Origin of the sequence: Serratia nevei (assembly GCF_037948395.1) — a bacterium.
Classification (GTDB): Bacteria; Pseudomonadota; Gammaproteobacteria; order Enterobacterales; family Enterobacteriaceae; genus Serratia; species Serratia nevei.
In genome coordinates this window covers 3,666,663-3,683,959 of record NZ_CP149940.1, presented here as the reverse complement: position 1 = coordinate 3,683,959, position 17,297 = coordinate 3,666,663, and the positions used below count along the sequence as shown (strand labels likewise).

The following is a 17,297-nucleotide window of genomic DNA, read 5'->3' as shown; positions in this document are numbered from 1 at the left end:
CTGATGGATTAATGAACCCAAGTTCAGTGATGGGACTCATGCAAAACCACCAAATTCCCCAAGCCACGTCGCCATTGAGCTCGTGGCTTTATTATCTGGAACGTCTGCACAGCCAGGCGATCGAACTCGGCCTTGAGCGCGTACAGCGCGTCGCGGCGCATCTGGATTTACTGACCCCCGCTCCCACGGTGTTCACCGTTGCCGGCACCAACGGCAAAGGCACCACCTGTCGTACCCTCGAAGCCATTCTGCTGGCCGCCGGCCTGCGCGTCGGCGTCTACAGTTCGCCGCATCTGGTGCGCTATACCGAACGCGTGCGCATTCAGGGGGAAGAGCTGAGCGAAGCGGAGCACAGCCGCTCGTTCGCCGCCATTGAAGCCGGCCGCGGCGAAACGTCGCTGACCTATTTCGAATTCGGCACCCTGTCGGCGCTGCAGCTGTTCAAACAGGCGCGGCTCGACGTGGTGATCCTGGAAGTGGGGCTGGGCGGGCGTCTCGACGCCACCAACATCGTCGATCCGAGCGTGGCGGTGATCACCAGCATCGCGCTCGATCACACCGACTGGCTGGGCAACGATCGCGAAAGCATCGGCCGCGAGAAGGCCGGCATTTTCCGCAGCGGCAAGCCGGCGGTGGTGGGCGAACCCGACATGCCGGACAGCATTCGTCAGGTTGCCGAAACGCTGGGCGCGCCGCTGTATCGCCGCGGCGAAGCCTGGAGCTTCAGCGAGCAGGGCGATCGCTGGCAGTGGCAGGGCGGCGACACGCTGCTGACCGATCTGCCGACGCCGAACGTACCGCTGGCCAACGCCGCTACCGCGCTGGCGGCGCTGAACTGCTCCCCGCTGGAAATCGACGAACGCGCGATCTTCACCGGGCTGCAACAGGCGACGCTGCCGGGGCGTTTCCAGATCGTGCGGCGGGAGCCGACGCTGATCCTCGACGTGGCGCACAACCCGCACGCCGCCGGCTATCTGGCCGGGCGCCTGGCCAAACTGCCGCGCGACGGCGGCAAGGTGCGCGCGGTGGTGGGCATGCTGTCGGACAAAGACATCGCCGGCACGCTGGCCTGCCTCAGCGAGCAGGTGGATGAATGGTACTGCGCACCGCTCGACGGGCCGCGTGGCGCCAGCGTCGAACAGCTGGCGCAACATCTGACGGAACCGCGCCGCTTTAATGATGTCGAAACTGCCTGGCGGCAGGCTATGCAGGATGCTGATAAACAGGATATTGTGATCGTCTGTGGATCGTTCCACACCGTGGCGCAGGTGATGGCGGCGTTAGACGAGATGCGGGGAGTGTGAGTGGCGAGTAAATTTCAGAACCGACTGGTCGGAACCGTGATTCTGGTGGCGCTGGGGGTAATCATCCTGCCAGGGCTGCTGGACGGCAAAAAGAAGCATTACGAGGATGAATTCGCGGCCATTCCGTTGGTGCCGAAGGCGGGCGATGTCGAAGAGAACGACGTGCTGCCGCCGGTGACGCAGCCGCTGCCGGCACAGCCGCCGGAAGGGGCGGGCGCGCTGGTCGAGCAGCAGGCGGCCAACGAAGCGGCGGCGCAACAGGCGGCGCGGCAGACTGCCCAGCAGCCGACGCAGGTGGCACCGCCGCCGGTCGAAACGCGTCCTCAACCGGTGCCGCAGCCCAAGCCGAAACCGGTAGAAACCAAACCGGTAGAAGTGAAGCCGAAGCCGGCGCCGAAGCCGGAACCGAAACCTGAACCGACGCCGAAGCCTGAACCGGCACCGCAGCCGAAACCGGCGGAAGAAAAAGCGCCGGCTGGACAAGCCTATGTCGTGCAGCTCGGGGCGTTGAAAAACGCCGCCAAGGCGAACGAGATTGTCGCCTCGCTGCGCCTCTCGGGCTATCGCGCCTTTACCGTGCCGTCAACGCCGGTGCAGGGGCAGATCACCCGCATCTACGTTGGCCCGGACGCTTCCAAGCAGAAGCTGCAGGCGGCGCTGCCGTCGCTGAACTCGATCAGCGGGCTGAGCGGGCAGGTGAAGCCGTACGGCCGTTAAACCCCGCGGGGGCGCAGCACGATGCGCCCCTGAATTAAGGAGTGGTGGAGAGAAAGCGAGAAAAACCGCGCCTTTTACAGGCGAAATCACCTATGTAGGCGCGGCGATTGGGAATTTTTTGATCGCCGCTTTTTATTTGTAACGTGGTAGGAAATCCCCTACGCAAACGTTTTCTTTTTCTGTTAGAATTCGCCGCGAATTGGATGCAGGGGCGATTCATCATTGGAATAGTTCATGGTCTGGATTGATTACGTCATTATAGCGGTGATTGGATTTTCGGCTCTGGTGAGCCTGATCCGAGGGTTTGTTCGCGAAGCATTGTCACTTGTGACATGGGGATGTGCGTTTTTTGTTGCCAGCCATTTCTACTCTTACCTTGCGGTCTATTTCACTCGTTTTGAAGATGAACTGGTGCGAAACGGCATCGCGATCGCGATTTTGTTCATCGCGACCTTGATCGTAGGGGCTATTGTTAACTATGTGATTAGCTCACTGGTAGAGAAAACCGGGTTGTCGGGCACCGACCGCGTGTTGGGCATCTGCTTCGGCGCGCTGCGCGGAGTGTTGATCGTCGCGGCGATCCTGTTCTTCCTGGACACCTTTACCGGCTTCTCACAAAGCGCCGACTGGAAACAGTCGCAGCTCATTCCCCAGTTCAGTTACGTCATCAGGTGGTTCTTTGACTACCTGCAGAGCACGTCGAGTTTCTTGCCGACCCAATTGCCGGGGCGGTAGCGCTGATGAGGAAAAGACAACATGTGCGGTATTGTCGGTATCGCCGGTTTCATGCCGGTAAACCAGTCGATTTATGATGCGCTGACGGTGCTTCAGCACCGTGGCCAGGATGCCGCAGGCATCGTCACCATTGACGCCCACAACGGGTTCCGTTTGCGTAAAGCCAACGGCCTGGTGAAGGATGTGTTTGAGGCGCGCCATATGCAACGCTTGCAGGGCAACATGGGCATTGGCCATGTGCGTTACCCGACGGCCGGCAGCTCGAGCGCCTCTGAGGCCCAGCCTTTCTACGTCAACTCGCCGTTCGGCATTACGCTGGCCCACAACGGCAACCTGACCAACGCCCATGAGCTGCGCCAAAATCTGTTCGAAAGCGGCCGCCGCCATGTCAACACCACCTCCGACTCGGAAATCCTGCTGAACGTGCTGGCCAGCGAGCTGGACCGCTTCCCGCACTACCCGCTGGAGGCCGACAACATCTTTACCGCGGTCGCCGCCATGCATCAGCAACTGCGCGGCGCTTACGCCTGCGTGGCGATGATCATCGGCCACGGCCTGCTGGCGTTCCGCGACCCGAACGGCATTCGCCCGCTGGTGATCGGCAAGCGCACGCTGGAGGATGGCCGCAGCGAGTACATGGTGGCCTCCGAGAGCGTGGCGCTGGATACCCTGGGCTTTGAGTTCCTGCGCGACGTGGCGCCGGGCGAAGCGGTGTACATCACCACCAAGGGCCAGCTGTTCACCCGCCAGTGCGCGGAGAACCCGAAAACCAACCCGTGCCTGTTCGAATACGTTTATTTCGCGCGCCCGGACTCCTTTATGGACAAGATCTCGGTCTACAGCGCCCGCGTGCGCATGGGCCAGAAGCTGGGTGAGAAGATCGCCCGCGAGTGGGAAGATCTGGACATCGACGTGGTGATCCCGATTCCGGAAACCTCCTGCGACATCGCGCTGGAGATCGCGCGCATTCTCGAGAAGCCATACCGCCAGGGCTTTGTGAAGAACCGCTACGTCGGCCGCACCTTCATCATGCCGGGCCAGCAGGCGCGTCGCCAGTCGGTGCGCCGCAAGCTGAACGCCAACCGCGCCGAGTTCCGCGACAAGAACGTGCTGCTGGTGGATGATTCCATCGTGCGCGGCACCACGTCGGAACAGATCGTCGAGATGGCGCGCGAAGCGGGCGCCAAGCGCGTGTATCTGGCTTCCGCCGCGCCGGAAGTGCGCTTCCCGAACGTCTACGGCATCGACATGCCGAGCGCCAACGAACTGATCGCCCACGGGCGTGAAGTAGATGAAATCCGCCAGATCATCGGCGCCGACGGGCTGATTTTCCAGGACCTGGACGATCTGATCGAAGCGGTGCGCGAAGAGAACCCGGACATCACCCAGTTCGAATGCTCGGTGTTCAACGGCATCTACGTGACCAAAGACGTCGACCAAAGCTATCTGGAATACCTGGAGTCGCTGCGCAGCGACGACGCCAAGGCGCTGCGGGTGCAAACCGAAGCGGAAAATCTGGAACTGCACAACGAAGGCTAACCGCCTGCGTTGATCCCTCAGGGTGCATCGCCGCGTCTGCGGCGGTGCACCTTGCTCCTCTGACTTGCTTATCCCTCGCCATTGCGGCAAAGTCTGCCTGATCTTACTTTTTACGGCAGAGGCCATTTTCCATGAAACGACTCATCATCGGCATTTCCGGCGCCAGCGGCGCTGTCTACGGCGTGCGCCTGTTGCAGGTTTTGCGCGACGTCGCAGAGGTGGAAACCCATTTGGTGATGAGCAACGCGGCAAGACAGACGCTGGCGCTGGAAACGCCGTACAGCCTGCGTGAAGTGCAGGCGCTGGCCGATGTGGTGCACGACGCGCGCGACATCGCCGCCGGCATCTCCTCCGGCTCCTTCAAGACCCTGGGCATGGCAATCCTGCCCTGCTCGATCAAAACCTTGTCCGGCATCGTCAACAGCTACAGCGACGGGCTGCTGACCCGTGCCGCCGACGTGGTGCTCAAAGAGCGCCGCCGTTTGGTGCTGTGCGTGCGGGAAACGCCGCTGCATTTGGGGCACCTGCGGTTGATGACCCAGGCGGCGGAGATGGGGGCGGTGATCATGCCGCCGGTGCCGGCGTTTTACCACCAGCCGAAAAGCGTGGAAGACATCATCGATCAGACCGTCAATCGGGTGATCGATCAGTTTGATATCGAACTGCCGACCGACCTGTTCACCCGCTGGCAGGGTGCTAATTAACAGTTTTATCCCTAAATTGGTACATTTGTGCAACACCGCACTGAATTGGGGCGGCGTATGCACCATAATGATCCCACTTCATCACGCTCACTGTTTCATGGCGCCGCCTTACCGCGGTTGCCAGTGGCGCGGCCCCGACCGGCCGATTTAATTTTGCGGTTATCGTCCCAGGAAACAGTATTGTGAAGGCCGGAGCCGTTCCCTCCGCCCGTAGCACCTAATGTGGCACGATTACTGCAAATTGATTTGGTGGGGAAAGTAATGCCCGTAGTGGCATCAAAAAAATCAATTTGAGGGTAATTTATGAAAAAGCGGGTTTTGATTTTGCCGTTAGTTCTGGCTTTGAGCGCCGCCAGCAGCGCCTTTGCCGCCATTCCTTCCACGCTGAAGATTGGCACCGATCCGACATACGCGCCGTTTGAATCCAAAAACGCCAAAGGCGAGCTGGTCGGCTTTGACATCGATTTGGCCAAAGAGCTGTGCAAACGCATCAATACCCAATGCACCTTCGTGGAGAGCGACTTCGACGCGCTGATCCCATCCCTCAAGGCGAAGAAGATTGACGCCATTATCTCTTCGCTGTCCATCACTGAAAAACGCCAGCAGGAAATCGCCTTTACCGACAAGCTGTATGCCGCCAACGCGCGTCTGATCGCGCCGAAGGGCTCCAAGCTGCTGCCGACCGCCGAAGCGCTGAAAGGCAAGAGCGTGGGCGTGCTGCAGGGCACCACCCAGGAAGCCTACGCCAACGCCATGTGGCAGCCGAAAGGGGTGACCGTTGTGCCTTACCAGAACCAGGATCTGGCTTATGCCGACCTGGCCTCCGGCCGTATCGATGCCGCCTTCCAGGATGAAGTGGCGGGCAGCGACGGCTTCCTGAAACAGCCGCCGGGCAAAGACTATGCGTTCGCCGGCGAATCGGTGAAGGATGACAAGTTCTTCGGCGTCGGCACCGGCATGGGGCTGCGCAAGACCGATACCGAGCTGAAAGCGGCGCTGGACAAAGCCTTCGCCGAGATGCGTAAAGACGGCACCTACGACAAATACGCGAAAAAGTACTTCGACTTTGACGTCTACGGCGGGTAATCCGCTTCCCGTTCCATGCTGTGACTGCGGGGCCGGTGCGCCGGCCCCGATGGTTCGGATCCTAGACCACAGGGTGAAGTAGATGCTGCAAGGCTATTCCCAACTGATTTTCGAGGGGGCTCTGGTGACGTTGGAGCTGGCCCTCAGTTCCGTGGTGCTGGCGGTGGTGATCGGTCTGATCGGCGCCGGTGGCAAACTGTCTCATAACCCCTTTATCTCCGGCCTGTTCGGCGCCTATACCACGCTGATCCGCGGCGTGCCCGATCTGGTGCTGATGCTGCTGATCTTTTACGGTTTGCAGATCGCGCTGAACAATATCACCACGCTGCTGGGCTTCGCGCAGATCGATATCGATCCGCTCGGCGCCGGCATCATTACCCTCGGCTTTATCTACGGCGCTTATTTTACCGAGACCTTCCGCGGCGCCTATCTGGCGGTGCCGAAAGGGCAGATCGAAGCGGCGACGGCCTACGGCTTCAGCGGCGCGCAGATCTTCCGGCGCATTCTGTTCCCGGCGATGATGCGTTTCGCCTTGCCGGGCATCGGCAACAACTGGCAGGTGATCCTGAAGGCGACGGCGCTGGTGTCGATCCTTGGCCTGAACGACGTGGTGAAAGCCACGCAGCTGGCGGGGAAAGGCACCTATCAGCCGTTCTTCTTTGCCATCGTGGCCGGCGTGGTTTACCTGATCTTCACTACCGTTTCCAACGGCGTGCTGCTGTGGCTTGAACGGCGTTACTCACTGGGCGTCAAGAGGGCCGAGCTATGATCGACATCCTGCAACAGTATTGGCAGTCGCTGCTGTGGAGCGACGGCTACCGCTTCACCGGCGTGGCGGTAACGCTGTGGCTGCTGATCGCCTCGGTGGTGATGGGCGGGCTGCTGGCGATCCCGATGGCGGTGGCGCGCGTCTCTTCCATCCGCTGGGTGCGTTTCCCGGTGTGGCTCTACACCTATGTGTTTCGCGGTACGCCGCTGTACGTGCAGCTGCTGGTGTTCTACTCCGGCATGTACAGCCTTGAGATCGTGCGCGGCAGCGAGTTTCTCAACGCGTTTTTCCGCAGCGGGCTCAACTGCACCATCCTGGCGCTGACGCTCAACACCTGCGCCTATACCACCGAGATCTTCGCCGGGGCCATCCGCTCGGTGCCGCACGGTGAAATCGAGGCCGCCAACGCCTACGGTTTCTCGCGCTTCAAGATGTATCGCTGCATCATTTTACCTTCGGCGCTGCGCACCGCGCTGCCGGCTTACAGCAACGAAGTGATCCTGATGCTGCACTCCACCGCGCTGGCGTTTACCGCCACCGTGCCGGATCTGCTGAAGATCGCGCGCGACATCAACGCCGCGACCTATCAGCCGTTCTACGCCTTCGGCATCGCGGCGGTGCTGTACCTGATCATCTCCTACGTGTTAATCAGCCTGTTCCGCAAGGCTGAAAGACGCTGGATGGCACACGTTAGTCACTGATAAATGACGGGAAGAAAAACCATGTCTGAGAATAAATTAGCCGTCACGGAACTGCATAAACGCTATGGCGACCACGAAGTGCTGAAGGGTGTCTCGCTGGCGGCCAACGCCGGGGATGTGATCAGCATCATCGGCTCCTCCGGCTCCGGCAAAAGTACCTTTCTGCGCTGCATCAACTTCCTCGAGAAGCCGAGCGAAGGCTCGATCAGCCTGAACAACGAAGACATTCGCATGGTGCGCGACAAAGACGGCCAGCTGAAGGTGTTCGACAAGAAGCAGCTGCAGCTGCTGCGCACCCGCCTGACCATGGTGTTCCAGCATTTCAATCTGTGGAGCCACATGACGGTGCTCGAGAACGTGATGGAGGCGCCGGTGCAGGTGCTGGGGCTGAGCAAGGCCGAAGCGCATGAGCGCGCGGTTCGCTATCTGGATAAGGTGGGTATCGATGAGCGGGCGCGCGGCAAATACCCGGTGCACCTGTCGGGCGGCCAGCAGCAGCGTGTTTCTATCGCCCGCGCGTTGGCGATGGAGCCGGAAGTGCTGCTGTTTGACGAGCCGACGTCGGCGCTGGATCCCGAGCTGGTGGGCGAGGTGCTGCGTATCATGCAGAAGCTGGCGGAAGAGGGGAAAACCATGGTGGTGGTGACGCACGAAATGGAGTTTGCGCGCCACGTTTCCAACCACGTGATCTTCCTGCACAAAGGGTTGATTGAAGAGCAGGGGCCGCCGGCCGAGCTGTTCGGCAACCCCAAAAGCCCGCGCCTGCAGCAGTTCCTGTCCGGCGCGTTGAAGTAACTTCAGATCAGCGGGCTTCGGCCCGCTGATTAATCACGTCATCCAGCGCCTGTTCCAGCTCCAGATAGCGGAAGTGGAAGCCGGCCTCCTCCAGCCGCTTCGGCACCGCCCGCTGGCCGCCGAGCACCAGCACCGCCGCTTCCCCCATCAACAAACGCATGACGAACGCCGGCACCCGCAGAAACGCCGGGCGATCGAGCACGTTGGCCAATTGGGCGGCGAACTGTTCGTTATGCACCGGGTAGGGAGCGACCATGTTGAACGGGCCGGTCAGAGTGGCGTGATCCAGCAGATAAATAATGGCGTTGACCATGTCTTCGAGATGGATCCACGGCAGGTATTGGCGACCGTCGCCGATCGGGCCGCCCAGCCCGAAGCGGAACGGCGGCAGCATTTTAGCCAGCGCGCCGCCCTGTGGCGCCAGCACCACGCCGGTGCGCAGCAGGCAGACCCGGGTGGCGTCGCTCTGCGCCTGCAGCGCCAGCGCTTCCCAGCGTTGGCACAGCTGGTGGGTGAATTCGTCGTGCGGCGGCTCCTCTTCGGTGACCACCGCCTGCCCCTGGTCGCCGTAGTAGCCGACGGCGGAACCGGAAATCAGCACGCCGGGCGGCGTGCTGCCGGCCTTGATAAGCTTCGCCAACCGCTCGGTCAGATCCCAGCGGCTATGGCACAGCCGCTGTTTCTGCTGTGCGCTCCAGCGCTTGTCGGCGATAGGTTCGCCGGCCAAATTGATCACCGCATCGAAGTCATCCAGCGACTGCCGGTCGTCCAGCGTTTGCCAATAGCTCGGCTGGTCGCCCAGCCTGGCTCGGGCTCGCCGTTCGTCCCGCGTCAGCACCGTAATGTGGTGAGAAAGCGCCAGCAGCCTGGCCGTCAGGCTGCTGCCTATCAATCCCGTTGCGCCGGTGATCAGGATCCGCATGGTCGACCTCCCTGAGTTAGTCCCGGCGGTAGCTCATGGTCATGGAGACCGAATCGGCGTAGCGCAGGGCCAGAAGTTTATCTATCTCCACTTCAGCATAGGTCACCCAGGCATGTTCTTTTACGATATCGAGCACATCCTGCGTTAATTTTTCCAGCAGCGCGAAACGGTTATCTTCCACATGGCGGATGATCGCTTTGGTGATGGTGCGGTAGTTGAGCGCGTCGGCGATGTCTTCGCTGTTGCGCGCCTTGTCCGCCGGGTAGTGGATCACCACGTTAATCAGGACGTCCTGTCGGTTGTTGATTTCTTCTTCCTTGATACCGATGAACGTGCGCAACCGCAGATTTTTAATGCGAATAACGGCGTCGGGTTGACTGAAAGACATCAGAGATTCTCCATAGGTCTGATTATTGGCGTTCAGAATACACGGAAAGTAGGGAAATGATAACGCAGGGGCGATGTGACTCCCCGGCGGCGGGGAGTCGGGGAGCGGGGGTTAGCCCTGTTCAGCCAGCTTATAGGCGCGCTCGGTCGCCGGGCGGTTGCTGATGCGCTCGAACCAGTTGCGCACCGCCGTGTAATCCGCCAGATCGATGCGCTGGCGCGGATGCGACACCACCCACGGGTAGGTGGCGATATCGGCGATGCTGTAGTTGTCGCCGCCCAGGTACGGGTGTTTTTGCAGTTCGGCTTCCAGCACGCCATACAGCCGCTTGGTCTCCAGCTGATAGCGCTCGATGGCGTAAGGCACCGGCTGCGGCGCGTAGTGGTTGAAGTGGTGATTCTGCCCGAGCATCGGCCCGAAACCGGCCACCTGCCAGAACAGCCACTGCAGGGTGGCGGCGCGTTCGCGCAGGCCCTTGCTCAACAGCTTGCCGGTTTTCTCCGCCAGATACAGCAGGATTTCCCCGGACTCGAACAGGCTGATTGGCGCGCCGCCGTCCACCGGTTGCTGATCGACGATCGCCGGGATTTTGTTGTTGGGAGAAATGCTCAGAAAGTCCGGTTTGTACTGCTCGCCGGCGCTGATGTTTACGCGATGGATACGGTAGGGTAAGCCGACCTCTTCCAAAAACAAGGTGATCTTGTGACCATTGGGAGTAGGCGCGTAATACAGGTCAATCATGTTGCCTCCTGCGGTAAGGTGATCTGTAATTCATTACACGTTGCTGCGGTCTTCGCCGCGCACAAAGGTATATCAGAGATCCAACAATAGCAGCTAAGGATAGCAGGCTATGTGGGATTCGTCCGATGCTATCTGCGCGGTTGGATCACAATTCTCCACCGGGGCGGACGGCGGTTTGCCGCACGGCGCCGGCGCGGTAAAATGGCGCTTATTTCCCTCTATAGGACAAGGTTATGAAGCTGATGTTCGCCTCGGATATCCACGGATCGCTGCCGGCCACCGAACGCGTGCTGGAATTGTTCGCACAAAACGGCGCTGACTGGTTGATTCTTCTGGGTGATTTGCTGAATCACGGCCCGCGCAACGCGCTGCCGGCCGGGTATCAGCCCGCTCAGGTTGCCGAACGATTGAATCGCTATAGCGACAAGATCATCGCCGTTCGCGGCAATTGCGACAGCGAGGTCGATCAGATGCTGCTGACGTTTCCCATCGAGGCGCCCTGGCAACAGGTTTTACTGCAAAAAAGACGATTGTTTTTGACCCACGGTCACCTTTATCATCCCTCGGCACTGCCGCCGTTATCCCGCGGTGACGTCCTGGCCTACGGCCATACGCATCTGCCGCAGGCGGAGCGGCAGGGTGAGATCTACTGCTTCAATCCGGGCTCGGTCAGCATCCCCAAAGGGGGCTTTCCGGCCAGCTACGGCATGTTGGATCGGGGCACTTTGCGCGTGCTGACGCTCGACGACGGCAAGGTCGTCGCGGAAGTGGCGTTAACACGCTAAACGCACTAATTTATACACACACAATAAAAATCTTTGAAAAACACTCATTGATTAACCAGCGCGCGGGATGCATCGCGCCAAAATAGAAGGTTTTAGAGGATGGCGGAACAGGGTCAGGCTGCAGATACCGAATGGGTTGATATCGTCGACGAGCAAAACGAGGTGATCGCGCAATCCAGTCGTCAACAGATGCGGGCGGAGCGGCTGCGCCATCGTGCTACCTATATTGTGGTGCATGATGGGATGGGAAAAATTCTGGTGCAGCGTCGCACCGAGATCAAGGACTTCTACCCGGGCTGGTTGGACGCAACGGCGGGTGGCGTAGTGCAAAGCGGTGAAAACGTGCTGGATTCGGCGCGCCGCGAGGCGGAAGAAGAGCTGGGCATCGCCGGTGTGCCTTTCGCCGAACACGGTCTGTTCTACTTCGAAGAAGAGCAGTGCCGGGTGTGGGGCGCGCTGTTCAGCTGCGTATCGCACGGCCCGTTCGCGCTGCAGGAAGAAGAAGTGGCCGAGGTGTGCTGGCTGACGCCGGAAGAGATCACCGCGCGCTGCGACGAGTTTACCCCGGATTCGCTGAAGGCGCTGTCGCTGTGGCTGACGCGCAACAACGAACAGGATTACGGTAAGCCGCTCGACAACCACTGAGACGCCAACGCGTGAGAAAGCCGGTCATCGACCGGCTTTTTTTATGGCGCGGATTCAGCAGCTGTCGCGGCGGCACAGCGTGGCGGGCAGGGAGCCTGCCGGCAGCCAGGGTTGCTCGTTCAGGCGCGCCAGCAGCGCCTGGCCGGCCTGGATGCCGATGTCGCGATGCGGAATGGTCATGGTAGTCAGCGGCGGTTGGCAGACCCGGCTGAACTCGCTGTTGCCGAACCCCACCACCGCCAGATTGTCCGGCACCTTGATGCGCCGCCGCTGGCATTCATACAGCGCGCCGCCGGCCAGTTCGTCCGAGGCGCACACCAGCGCGTCCAGCTCCGGCCAGGCCAGCAGGAATTCCGGCAGCTGCTGCGCGCCGGTGCTGAAGCTGGCGGGCTGTGCGGCGTTGATCACCCGATGCGGCGACATATGGTTGCGCAGCAGCGCCTTGTGCCAGCCCTGCAGGTGCTGCTGGAAGATCCACTGTTCCTGATTGGCGCACAGCAGCCCGATGTTCTGATAGCCGCTGGCGATCACCGTTTGCGTCAGCTGATACATGGCCGCCACGTAGTCGATGCCGATGCTCATGTCGATCGGATCGGCGCGCACGGCGCCGATCTCCACCACCGGAATGTTGGCTGCGATCAGCGCGTTGCGGGCGTTTTGCGAATGCTCGACGCTGAGCAGCACCGCCGCCGCCAGGTTGTAAGAGAGCAGGGTCTCCAGCAATTTCTCTTCGCGCTCCAGATGGTGCTGCGACTCCGCCAGCATGATGTGATAACCGGCCGGCTGCAGCACTTTCTGCAGGCCGGCGAACATCTCGGCGCAGCCGGATTCGGACAGGCTGGGCACCACCATGGCGATGGTGTAGGACGAGGCCGACGCCAGCGAACTGGCGGCCAGGTTGGGCAGATACCCCAGTTCGCTCACCGCGGCTTCAATCTTCTCGCGCAGTTTGTCTGAAACCTGCTCCGGCGTGCGCAGCGCGCGCGACACCGTCATGGTGCCGACGCCCGCCAGCTGCGCTACGTCAGCCAACGTCACCCTGCCCGTGCTGCGTCGTTTTTTACCGATCGACATGCCTAATCCCGACTGAAATGCGCGCGCGGCGCATAAAAATGGTGAGGGCGGGAAGCCGACGGCGTGGCTTCGACGATCCCCGTATGTGGCACATTCTACCCCGTTACCCGAAATAGCGAGAAAAAATTGTGGTTAACGCCATGCCGCGGCGCGGCGTTTTGATAGCGCTATCACAGATCTGCATGATAGCGCTTTGGTAGCGCTATCTTTGTGATATCCATCACTGTGTGGCCGGGTGGGGTTGATTAAAGTTTTACCGTCGTCGGTGAATTAATCACCGGCCGAAACCATCAACCTTTAGGAGGGTAACGTGCTGAAAGAGTGGCTGACCGCCGATCATATACAGCTGTGCGAACGGGTGGAGGACTGGCGCCAGGCGGTAACGCTGAGTGCGCAGCCGCTGCTGCAAGACGGCGTGATCACGCCGAATTACCTGACGGCCATCTTTCATCAGCAGGAGAAGCTCGGGCCTTATTTTGTCCTGGCGCCGGGCATCGCCATGCCGCACGCCCGGCCCGAAGAGGGCGCCAACGCGTTGGGATTATCGCTGTTGAAGATCCATCAGGGGGTGAACTTTCATTCCGCGGATAACGATCCGGTTCAGGTGGTGGTGATGCTTTCGGCGCCCGACGGCGACAGCCACATCGAATTGATTTCGCAACTGGCGGAATTATTTTCAGACAATCAGGCCATGGAGGCGTTATTTCACGCCAAAGATAAACGGCAAATCGAGGATATTATCGCCCGCTATTAACGCTTAATCACCAGGAACACTATTAATGCTAACAACGCCGGAAATATGACCGGCGGCGCTACCCTACACGCTAAATTCAACAGGTGGATATTATGAAAATCATGGCGATTTGCGGTTCCGGTCTCGGCAGCAGTTTTATGGTGGAAATGAACATTAAAAAGGTGCTGAAAAAGATGGGCGTGGAGGCCGAGGTCGAACACTCCGATCTGTCGTCCGCCACCCCCGGCGCCGCCGACGTGTTCGTGATGGCGAAAGACATCGCCGACAGCGCCAGCGTACCGGCCGAGCAGCTGGTGGTGATCAGCAACATCATCGACATTAATGAGCTGGAAGCCAAGCTGCGCGCTTACTTCGAAGCCCACTCAATCATCTGAATAAAACGATTGGCGAGGTGGATATGTTTATCCAGGAAACGCTTAAGTTTGTGGTGGATATATTAAAGGTGCCTTCGGTATTGGTCGGGCTTATTGCGCTGATCGGTTTGCTGGCGCAAAAGAAATCGTTTTCCGACGTGGTAAAAGGCACGGTAAAAACCATTCTCGGCTTTATCGTTTTGGGCGGCGGCGCCACGGTATTGGTCGGATCGCTCAATCCGCTGGGCGGCATGTTCGAACACGCGTTCAATATTCAGGGCATCATTCCGAATAACGAAGCCATTGTCTCCATCGCGCTGGAGAAATACGGCGCCTCCACCGCGCTGATCATGGCGTTCGGCATGGTGGCGAATATCGTGGTGGCGCGCTTCACCCGGCTGAAATACATCTTCCTGACCGGCCACCACACCTTCTACATGGCCTGCATGATCGGCATCATCCTAACGGTGGCGGGCTTCGAGGGCGTGCAGCTGGTGTTTACCGGCGCGCTGACCCTGGGGCTGGTGATGGCGTTCTTCCCTGCGATCGCCCAGCGCTATATGCGCCGCATCACCGGCAATGACGATATCGCCTTCGGCCACTTCGGCACCCTGGGCTACGTGCTGTCCGGCTGGATCGGCTCGAAGGTGGGTAAAAACTCGCGCTCGACCGAGGAGATGAACCTGCCGAAAAACCTCAGCTTCCTGCGCGACAGCTCCATTTCGATCTCGATGACCATGATCGTCATCTACCTGATCCTGGCGATCTGCGCCGGGCGGGCCTATGTGGAAAGCGAGCTCAGCGGCGGCCAGAACTACCTGGTGTATTCGATCATCCAGGCCATCACCTTCGCCGCCGGGGTGTTCATCATCCTGCAGGGCGTGCGTTTGATTCTGGCGGAAATCGTGCCGGCGTTCACCGGCTTCTCGGAAAAGCTGGTGCCGAATGCGCGGCCGGCGCTGGATTGCCCGGTGGTCTATCCCTATGCCCCCAACGCGGTGCTGATCGGCTTCCTGTTCAGCTTCCTTGGCGGATTGGCCGGGCTGTTCCTGCTGGGGCAGCTGAAGATGGTATTGATCCTGCCCGGCGTGGTGCCGCACTTCTTTACCGGCGCTACCGCCGGGGTGTTCGGCAACGCCACCGGCGGGCGGCGTGGCGCGATGCTGGGCGCCTTCGCCAACGGGCTGCTGATCACCTTCCTGCCGGTATTGCTGCTGCCGGTGCTGGGGGCGCTGGGCTTTGCCAACACCACCTTCTCCGACGCCGACTTCGGCGCGATCGGCATCCTGCTGGGCAATATGGCGCGCTTTATGTCGAAGGAGATGATCATGCTGGCGATCGTCGCCGTGTTCGCGCTGCTGGTGGCGCATAACTTCCTGGGAAAACGCAAAGGCGCGCCGGCCACTGACCGCGTCGAGAAATAACGAGGGCAGACTGATGAACTACACAACGAGCGAAACGGAAATTGAAGAGCTGTATACCCTGGCGCGGGCGATCCGCCTAGAAACGCTGAAAGCGCTGACCGGGCTGGGCTTCGGCCACTACGGCGGCTGTATGTCGGTGGTGGAGACGCTGGCGGTGTTGTACGGCAGCGTGATGCGCATCGATCCGGCGGATCCGGACTGGCCGGAGCGCGATGACTTCGTGCTGTCGAAAGGGCACGCCGGCCCGGCGCTGTACAGCACGCTGGCGATCAAGGGCTACTTCCCGCTGGCGGAGCTGAAGACCCTCAACCAGAACGGCACGCGTCTGCCGAGCCACCCGGACCGGCTGCGCACGCGCGGCGTGGACGCCACCACCGGCTCGCTGGGGCAGGGCGTGTCGATCGCCGCCGGCATGGCGTTGTCCCATCGGCTGGCGGGGCGCCGCAATCGGGTGTTCAGCATCCTCGGTGACGGGGAACTGAACGAAGGGCAGTGTTGGGAGGCGTTCCAGTTTATCGCCCACCACAATCTGAACAACCTGACGCTGTTCATCGATTACAACAAGCAACAGCTGGACGGCGCGCTGGACGAGGTGATCCAACCGTTCGATCTGGCCGCCAAGTTCCGTGCCTTCGGCTTTGAGGTGCAGACCATCAAGGGCGATGACATCGCGGCGCTGCTGGCGGCGGTGGCGCCGGCGCGCGGCGGCGAACAGCGGCCGCTGGCGATCGTGCTCGACAGCATCAAAGGGCAGGGCGTGGCCTATCTGGAAAACCTGTCGAACTCTCACCACCTGCGCCTGACGCCGGACGTGCAGCAGGAAATCGAAAAAGCCATCGCCGAACTGGAGGCCGCCCATGTTTAACGTAGTGACGCAGTTGGAAAACGACGCCGTCGAAATGCGCAAAGTCTACGCCGGCGCGGTGCGTCGGCAGATTGAGGCGGGCGCGCCGATCATCGCGCTGGAGGCGGATCTGATGAGCTCGATGGCGATGGACGGCGTGCACAAGGATCACCCGCAGCACGTGATCAACTGCGGCATCATGGAGGCCAACGTGATCGGCGTCGCCGCCGGGCTGTCGCTCACCGGCCGGGTGCCGTTCGTGCATACCTTTACCGCCTTCGCCAGCCGCCGCTGTTTCGATCAGCTGTTCATGTCGCTGGATTATCAGCGCAACAACGTCAAGGTAATCGCCTCCGACGCCGGGGTGAGCGCCTGCCACAACGGCGGCACCCACATGTCGTTCGAGGATATGGGCATCGTGCGCGGGCTGGCGCATTCGGTGGTGCTGGAGGTGACCGACGCCACCATGTTCGCCGATATTCTGCGCCAGCTGATGGATCTGCGCGGCTTCTACTGGGTGCGCACCATTCGCAAGCAGGCGACGCGCATCTACCAGGAGGGCTCGTGCTTTACCATCGGCAAGGGCAACCTGCTGCGCGACGGCGACGACATTACGCTGATCGCCAACGGCATCATGGTGGCAGAGGCGCTGAAGGCGGCGCAGATGCTGGCGCAGCAGGGCGTCAGCGCGGCGGTGATCGATATGTTTACCCTCAAGCCTATCGACCGTGAACTGATCAAAACCTACGCGGCCAAGACCGGGCGCATCGTCACCTGTGAAAACCACAGCATTCATAATGGGCTGGGATCGGCGGTGGCGGAGGTGCTGGCGGAAGAGTGCCCGACGCCAATGCGGCGCGTGGGGGTGAAGGAGCGTTACGGCCAGGTGGGCACCCAGGCATTTCTACAGCAGGAGTATGGTCTGACCGCCGAGCATATTCTGGAGGCTGTTGGGCAGCTGCTGCAAAAACAGTTCTCGAGTCAATAACAACTGCTGTAACGAATGAGGTCTGGTGC

The 17,297-nt window shown here is 60.6% G+C and carries 20 protein-coding genes; 16 read left to right on the top strand and 4 right to left on the bottom strand.

The annotated features are described in order from the left end of the window. Positions 1-38 precede the first annotated feature (38 nt). From folC to hisP, 9 genes are all read left to right on the top strand, one after another. Complete coding sequence (gene folC, locus V8N38_RS17715) at positions 39-1,304, top strand: bifunctional tetrahydrofolate synthase/dihydrofolate synthase (protein ID WP_047730185.1); 1,266 nt, start codon at positions 39-41, stop codon at positions 1,302-1,304. Continuing rightward, the gene (gene dedD, locus V8N38_RS17710) at positions 1,305-2,021 is read left to right on the top strand and encodes a cell division protein DedD (RefSeq protein ID WP_147840076.1); all 717 of its coding nucleotides are present in this window, start codon (positions 1,305-1,307) and stop codon (positions 2,019-2,021) included. A 234-nt stretch (positions 2,022-2,255) separates the two neighbouring features. Next, positions 2,256-2,756: a colicin V production protein gene (cvpA, locus tag V8N38_RS17705; protein WP_004936119.1), complete on the top strand. Its 501-nt coding sequence runs from the start codon at positions 2,256-2,258 to the stop codon at positions 2,754-2,756. A 21-nt stretch (positions 2,757-2,777) separates the two neighbouring features. Next, positions 2,778-4,295, top strand: a complete 1,518-nt coding sequence (purF, locus tag V8N38_RS17700) for an amidophosphoribosyltransferase (protein WP_049200165.1) — start codon at positions 2,778-2,780, stop codon at positions 4,293-4,295. 131 nt (positions 4,296-4,426) lie between these two features. Then, the gene (locus V8N38_RS17695) at positions 4,427-4,999 is read left to right on the top strand and encodes a UbiX family flavin prenyltransferase (protein ID WP_073532549.1); all 573 of its coding nucleotides are present in this window, start codon (positions 4,427-4,429) and stop codon (positions 4,997-4,999) included. A gap of 303 nt (positions 5,000-5,302) precedes the next feature. Next, on the top strand, positions 5,303-6,085 hold the full coding sequence (gene hisJ / locus V8N38_RS17690) for a histidine ABC transporter substrate-binding protein HisJ (protein ID WP_019453740.1): 783 nt from the start codon (positions 5,303-5,305) through the stop codon (positions 6,083-6,085). Positions 6,086-6,167: 82 nt separating this feature from the next. After that, positions 6,168-6,854 carry a histidine ABC transporter permease HisQ gene (locus V8N38_RS17685; protein ID WP_049200166.1) on the top strand — a complete coding sequence of 229 codons (687 nt, stop codon included), beginning with the start codon at positions 6,168-6,170 and terminating at the stop codon, positions 6,852-6,854. Next, entirely contained in the window at positions 6,851-7,555 is a 705-nt protein-coding gene (locus V8N38_RS17680; RefSeq protein WP_087763411.1) for an ABC transporter permease, read from the top strand. The genes V8N38_RS17685 and V8N38_RS17680 overlap by 4 nt, the downstream gene beginning before the upstream one ends. A gap of 21 nt (positions 7,556-7,576) precedes the next feature. Then, positions 7,577-8,350, top strand: a complete 774-nt coding sequence (gene hisP / locus V8N38_RS17675) for a histidine ABC transporter ATP-binding protein HisP (protein ID WP_038876434.1) — start codon at positions 7,577-7,579, stop codon at positions 8,348-8,350. Positions 8,351-8,357: 7 nt separating this feature from the next. Here hisP and V8N38_RS17670 read toward each other — a convergent pair whose 3' ends face one another. The 3 genes from V8N38_RS17670 to yfcG form a co-directional block, all read right to left on the bottom strand. Beyond that, the gene (locus V8N38_RS17670) at positions 8,358-9,272 is read right to left on the bottom strand and encodes a TIGR01777 family oxidoreductase (protein WP_060420031.1); all 915 of its coding nucleotides are present in this window, start codon (positions 9,270-9,272) and stop codon (positions 8,358-8,360) included. A gap of 16 nt (positions 9,273-9,288) precedes the next feature. Continuing rightward, positions 9,289-9,660, bottom strand: a complete 372-nt coding sequence (gene folX, locus V8N38_RS17665) for a dihydroneopterin triphosphate 2'-epimerase (RefSeq protein ID WP_025303682.1) — start codon at positions 9,658-9,660, stop codon at positions 9,289-9,291. 111 nt (positions 9,661-9,771) lie between these two features. Beyond that, entirely contained in the window at positions 9,772-10,401 is a 630-nt protein-coding gene (gene yfcG / locus V8N38_RS17660) for a GSH-dependent disulfide bond oxidoreductase (RefSeq protein ID WP_147840077.1), read from the bottom strand. 233 nt (positions 10,402-10,634) lie between these two features. Here yfcG and yfcE point away from each other — a divergent pair, with 233 nt between their 5' ends. Both yfcE and yfcD read left to right on the top strand, forming a co-directional pair. Beyond that, entirely contained in the window at positions 10,635-11,186 is a 552-nt protein-coding gene (gene yfcE / locus V8N38_RS17655; RefSeq protein ID WP_033635338.1) for a phosphodiesterase, read from the top strand. Between the two features lie 99 nt (positions 11,187-11,285). Next, positions 11,286-11,831 carry an NUDIX hydrolase YfcD gene (gene yfcD, locus V8N38_RS17650; protein ID WP_004936086.1) on the top strand — a complete coding sequence of 182 codons (546 nt, stop codon included), beginning with the start codon at positions 11,286-11,288 and terminating at the stop codon, positions 11,829-11,831. A 54-nt stretch (positions 11,832-11,885) separates the two neighbouring features. On the opposite strand, the gene V8N38_RS17645 is transcribed toward yfcD, so the two are convergent. Next, entirely contained in the window at positions 11,886-12,905 is a 1,020-nt protein-coding gene (locus tag V8N38_RS17645; protein ID WP_038876425.1) for a LacI family DNA-binding transcriptional regulator, read from the bottom strand. A gap of 310 nt (positions 12,906-13,215) precedes the next feature. On the opposite strand from V8N38_RS17645, the gene V8N38_RS17640 reads away from it, so the two are divergent. The 5 genes from V8N38_RS17640 (at position 13,216) to V8N38_RS17620 (ending at position 17,268) form a co-directional block, all read left to right on the top strand. Next, positions 13,216-13,659: a PTS sugar transporter subunit IIA gene (locus V8N38_RS17640; protein WP_038876423.1), complete on the top strand. Its 444-nt coding sequence runs from the start codon at positions 13,216-13,218 to the stop codon at positions 13,657-13,659. 92 nt (positions 13,660-13,751) lie between these two features. Continuing rightward, positions 13,752-14,033, top strand: coding sequence for a PTS sugar transporter subunit IIB (locus tag V8N38_RS17635; RefSeq protein ID WP_025303676.1), 282 nt, complete (start codon positions 13,752-13,754; stop codon positions 14,031-14,033). A 23-nt stretch (positions 14,034-14,056) separates the two neighbouring features. After that, positions 14,057-15,436 (top strand): PTS ascorbate transporter subunit IIC, encoded by a 1,380-nt coding sequence (locus tag V8N38_RS17630; RefSeq protein ID WP_147840154.1) that lies wholly within the window; start codon positions 14,057-14,059, stop codon positions 15,434-15,436. Between the two features lie 13 nt (positions 15,437-15,449). Beyond that, positions 15,450-16,301, top strand: a complete 852-nt coding sequence (locus V8N38_RS17625) for a transketolase (RefSeq protein WP_084827352.1) — start codon at positions 15,450-15,452, stop codon at positions 16,299-16,301. Next, positions 16,294-17,268, top strand: coding sequence for a transketolase family protein (locus V8N38_RS17620; protein WP_084827353.1), 975 nt, complete (start codon positions 16,294-16,296; stop codon positions 17,266-17,268). The genes V8N38_RS17625 and V8N38_RS17620 overlap by 8 nt, the downstream gene beginning before the upstream one ends. Positions 17,269-17,297 lie beyond the last annotated feature (29 nt).

Bases quoted from the DNA above. Each gene is read 5' to 3' on its own strand.
- folC (WP_047730185.1), top strand. From the start codon at position 39: ATGCAAAACCACCAAATTCCCCAAGCCACGTCGCCATTGAGCTCGTGG.
- cvpA (WP_004936119.1), top strand. From the start codon at position 2,256: ATGGTCTGGATTGATTACGTCATTATAGCGGTGATTGGATTTTCGGCT.
- purF (WP_049200165.1), top strand. From the start codon at position 2,778: ATGTGCGGTATTGTCGGTATCGCCGGTTTCATGCCGGTAAACCAGTCG.
- V8N38_RS17695 (WP_073532549.1), top strand. From the start codon at position 4,427: ATGAAACGACTCATCATCGGCATTTCCGGCGCCAGCGGCGCTGTCTAC.
- hisJ (WP_019453740.1), top strand. From the start codon at position 5,303: ATGAAAAAGCGGGTTTTGATTTTGCCGTTAGTTCTGGCTTTGAGCGCC.
- V8N38_RS17685 (WP_049200166.1), top strand. From the start codon at position 6,168: ATGCTGCAAGGCTATTCCCAACTGATTTTCGAGGGGGCTCTGGTGACG.
- V8N38_RS17680 (WP_087763411.1), top strand. From the start codon at position 6,851: ATGATCGACATCCTGCAACAGTATTGGCAGTCGCTGCTGTGGAGCGAC.
- hisP (WP_038876434.1), top strand. From the start codon at position 7,577: ATGTCTGAGAATAAATTAGCCGTCACGGAACTGCATAAACGCTATGGC.
- V8N38_RS17670 (WP_060420031.1), bottom strand. From the start codon at position 9,272: ATGCGGATCCTGATCACCGGCGCAACGGGATTGATAGGCAGCAGCCTG.
- folX (WP_025303682.1), bottom strand. From the start codon at position 9,660: ATGTCTTTCAGTCAACCCGACGCCGTTATTCGCATTAAAAATCTGCGG.
- yfcG (WP_147840077.1), bottom strand. From the start codon at position 10,401: ATGATTGACCTGTATTACGCGCCTACTCCCAATGGTCACAAGATCACC.
- yfcE (WP_033635338.1), top strand. From the start codon at position 10,635: ATGAAGCTGATGTTCGCCTCGGATATCCACGGATCGCTGCCGGCCACC.
- yfcD (WP_004936086.1), top strand. From the start codon at position 11,286: ATGGCGGAACAGGGTCAGGCTGCAGATACCGAATGGGTTGATATCGTC.
- V8N38_RS17645 (WP_038876425.1), bottom strand. From the start codon at position 12,905: ATGTCGATCGGTAAAAAACGACGCAGCACGGGCAGGGTGACGTTGGCT.
- V8N38_RS17635 (WP_025303676.1), top strand. From the start codon at position 13,752: ATGAAAATCATGGCGATTTGCGGTTCCGGTCTCGGCAGCAGTTTTATG.
- V8N38_RS17630 (WP_147840154.1), top strand. From the start codon at position 14,057: ATGTTTATCCAGGAAACGCTTAAGTTTGTGGTGGATATATTAAAGGTG.
- V8N38_RS17625 (WP_084827352.1), top strand. From the start codon at position 15,450: ATGAACTACACAACGAGCGAAACGGAAATTGAAGAGCTGTATACCCTG.
- V8N38_RS17620 (WP_084827353.1), top strand. From the start codon at position 16,294: ATGTTTAACGTAGTGACGCAGTTGGAAAACGACGCCGTCGAAATGCGC.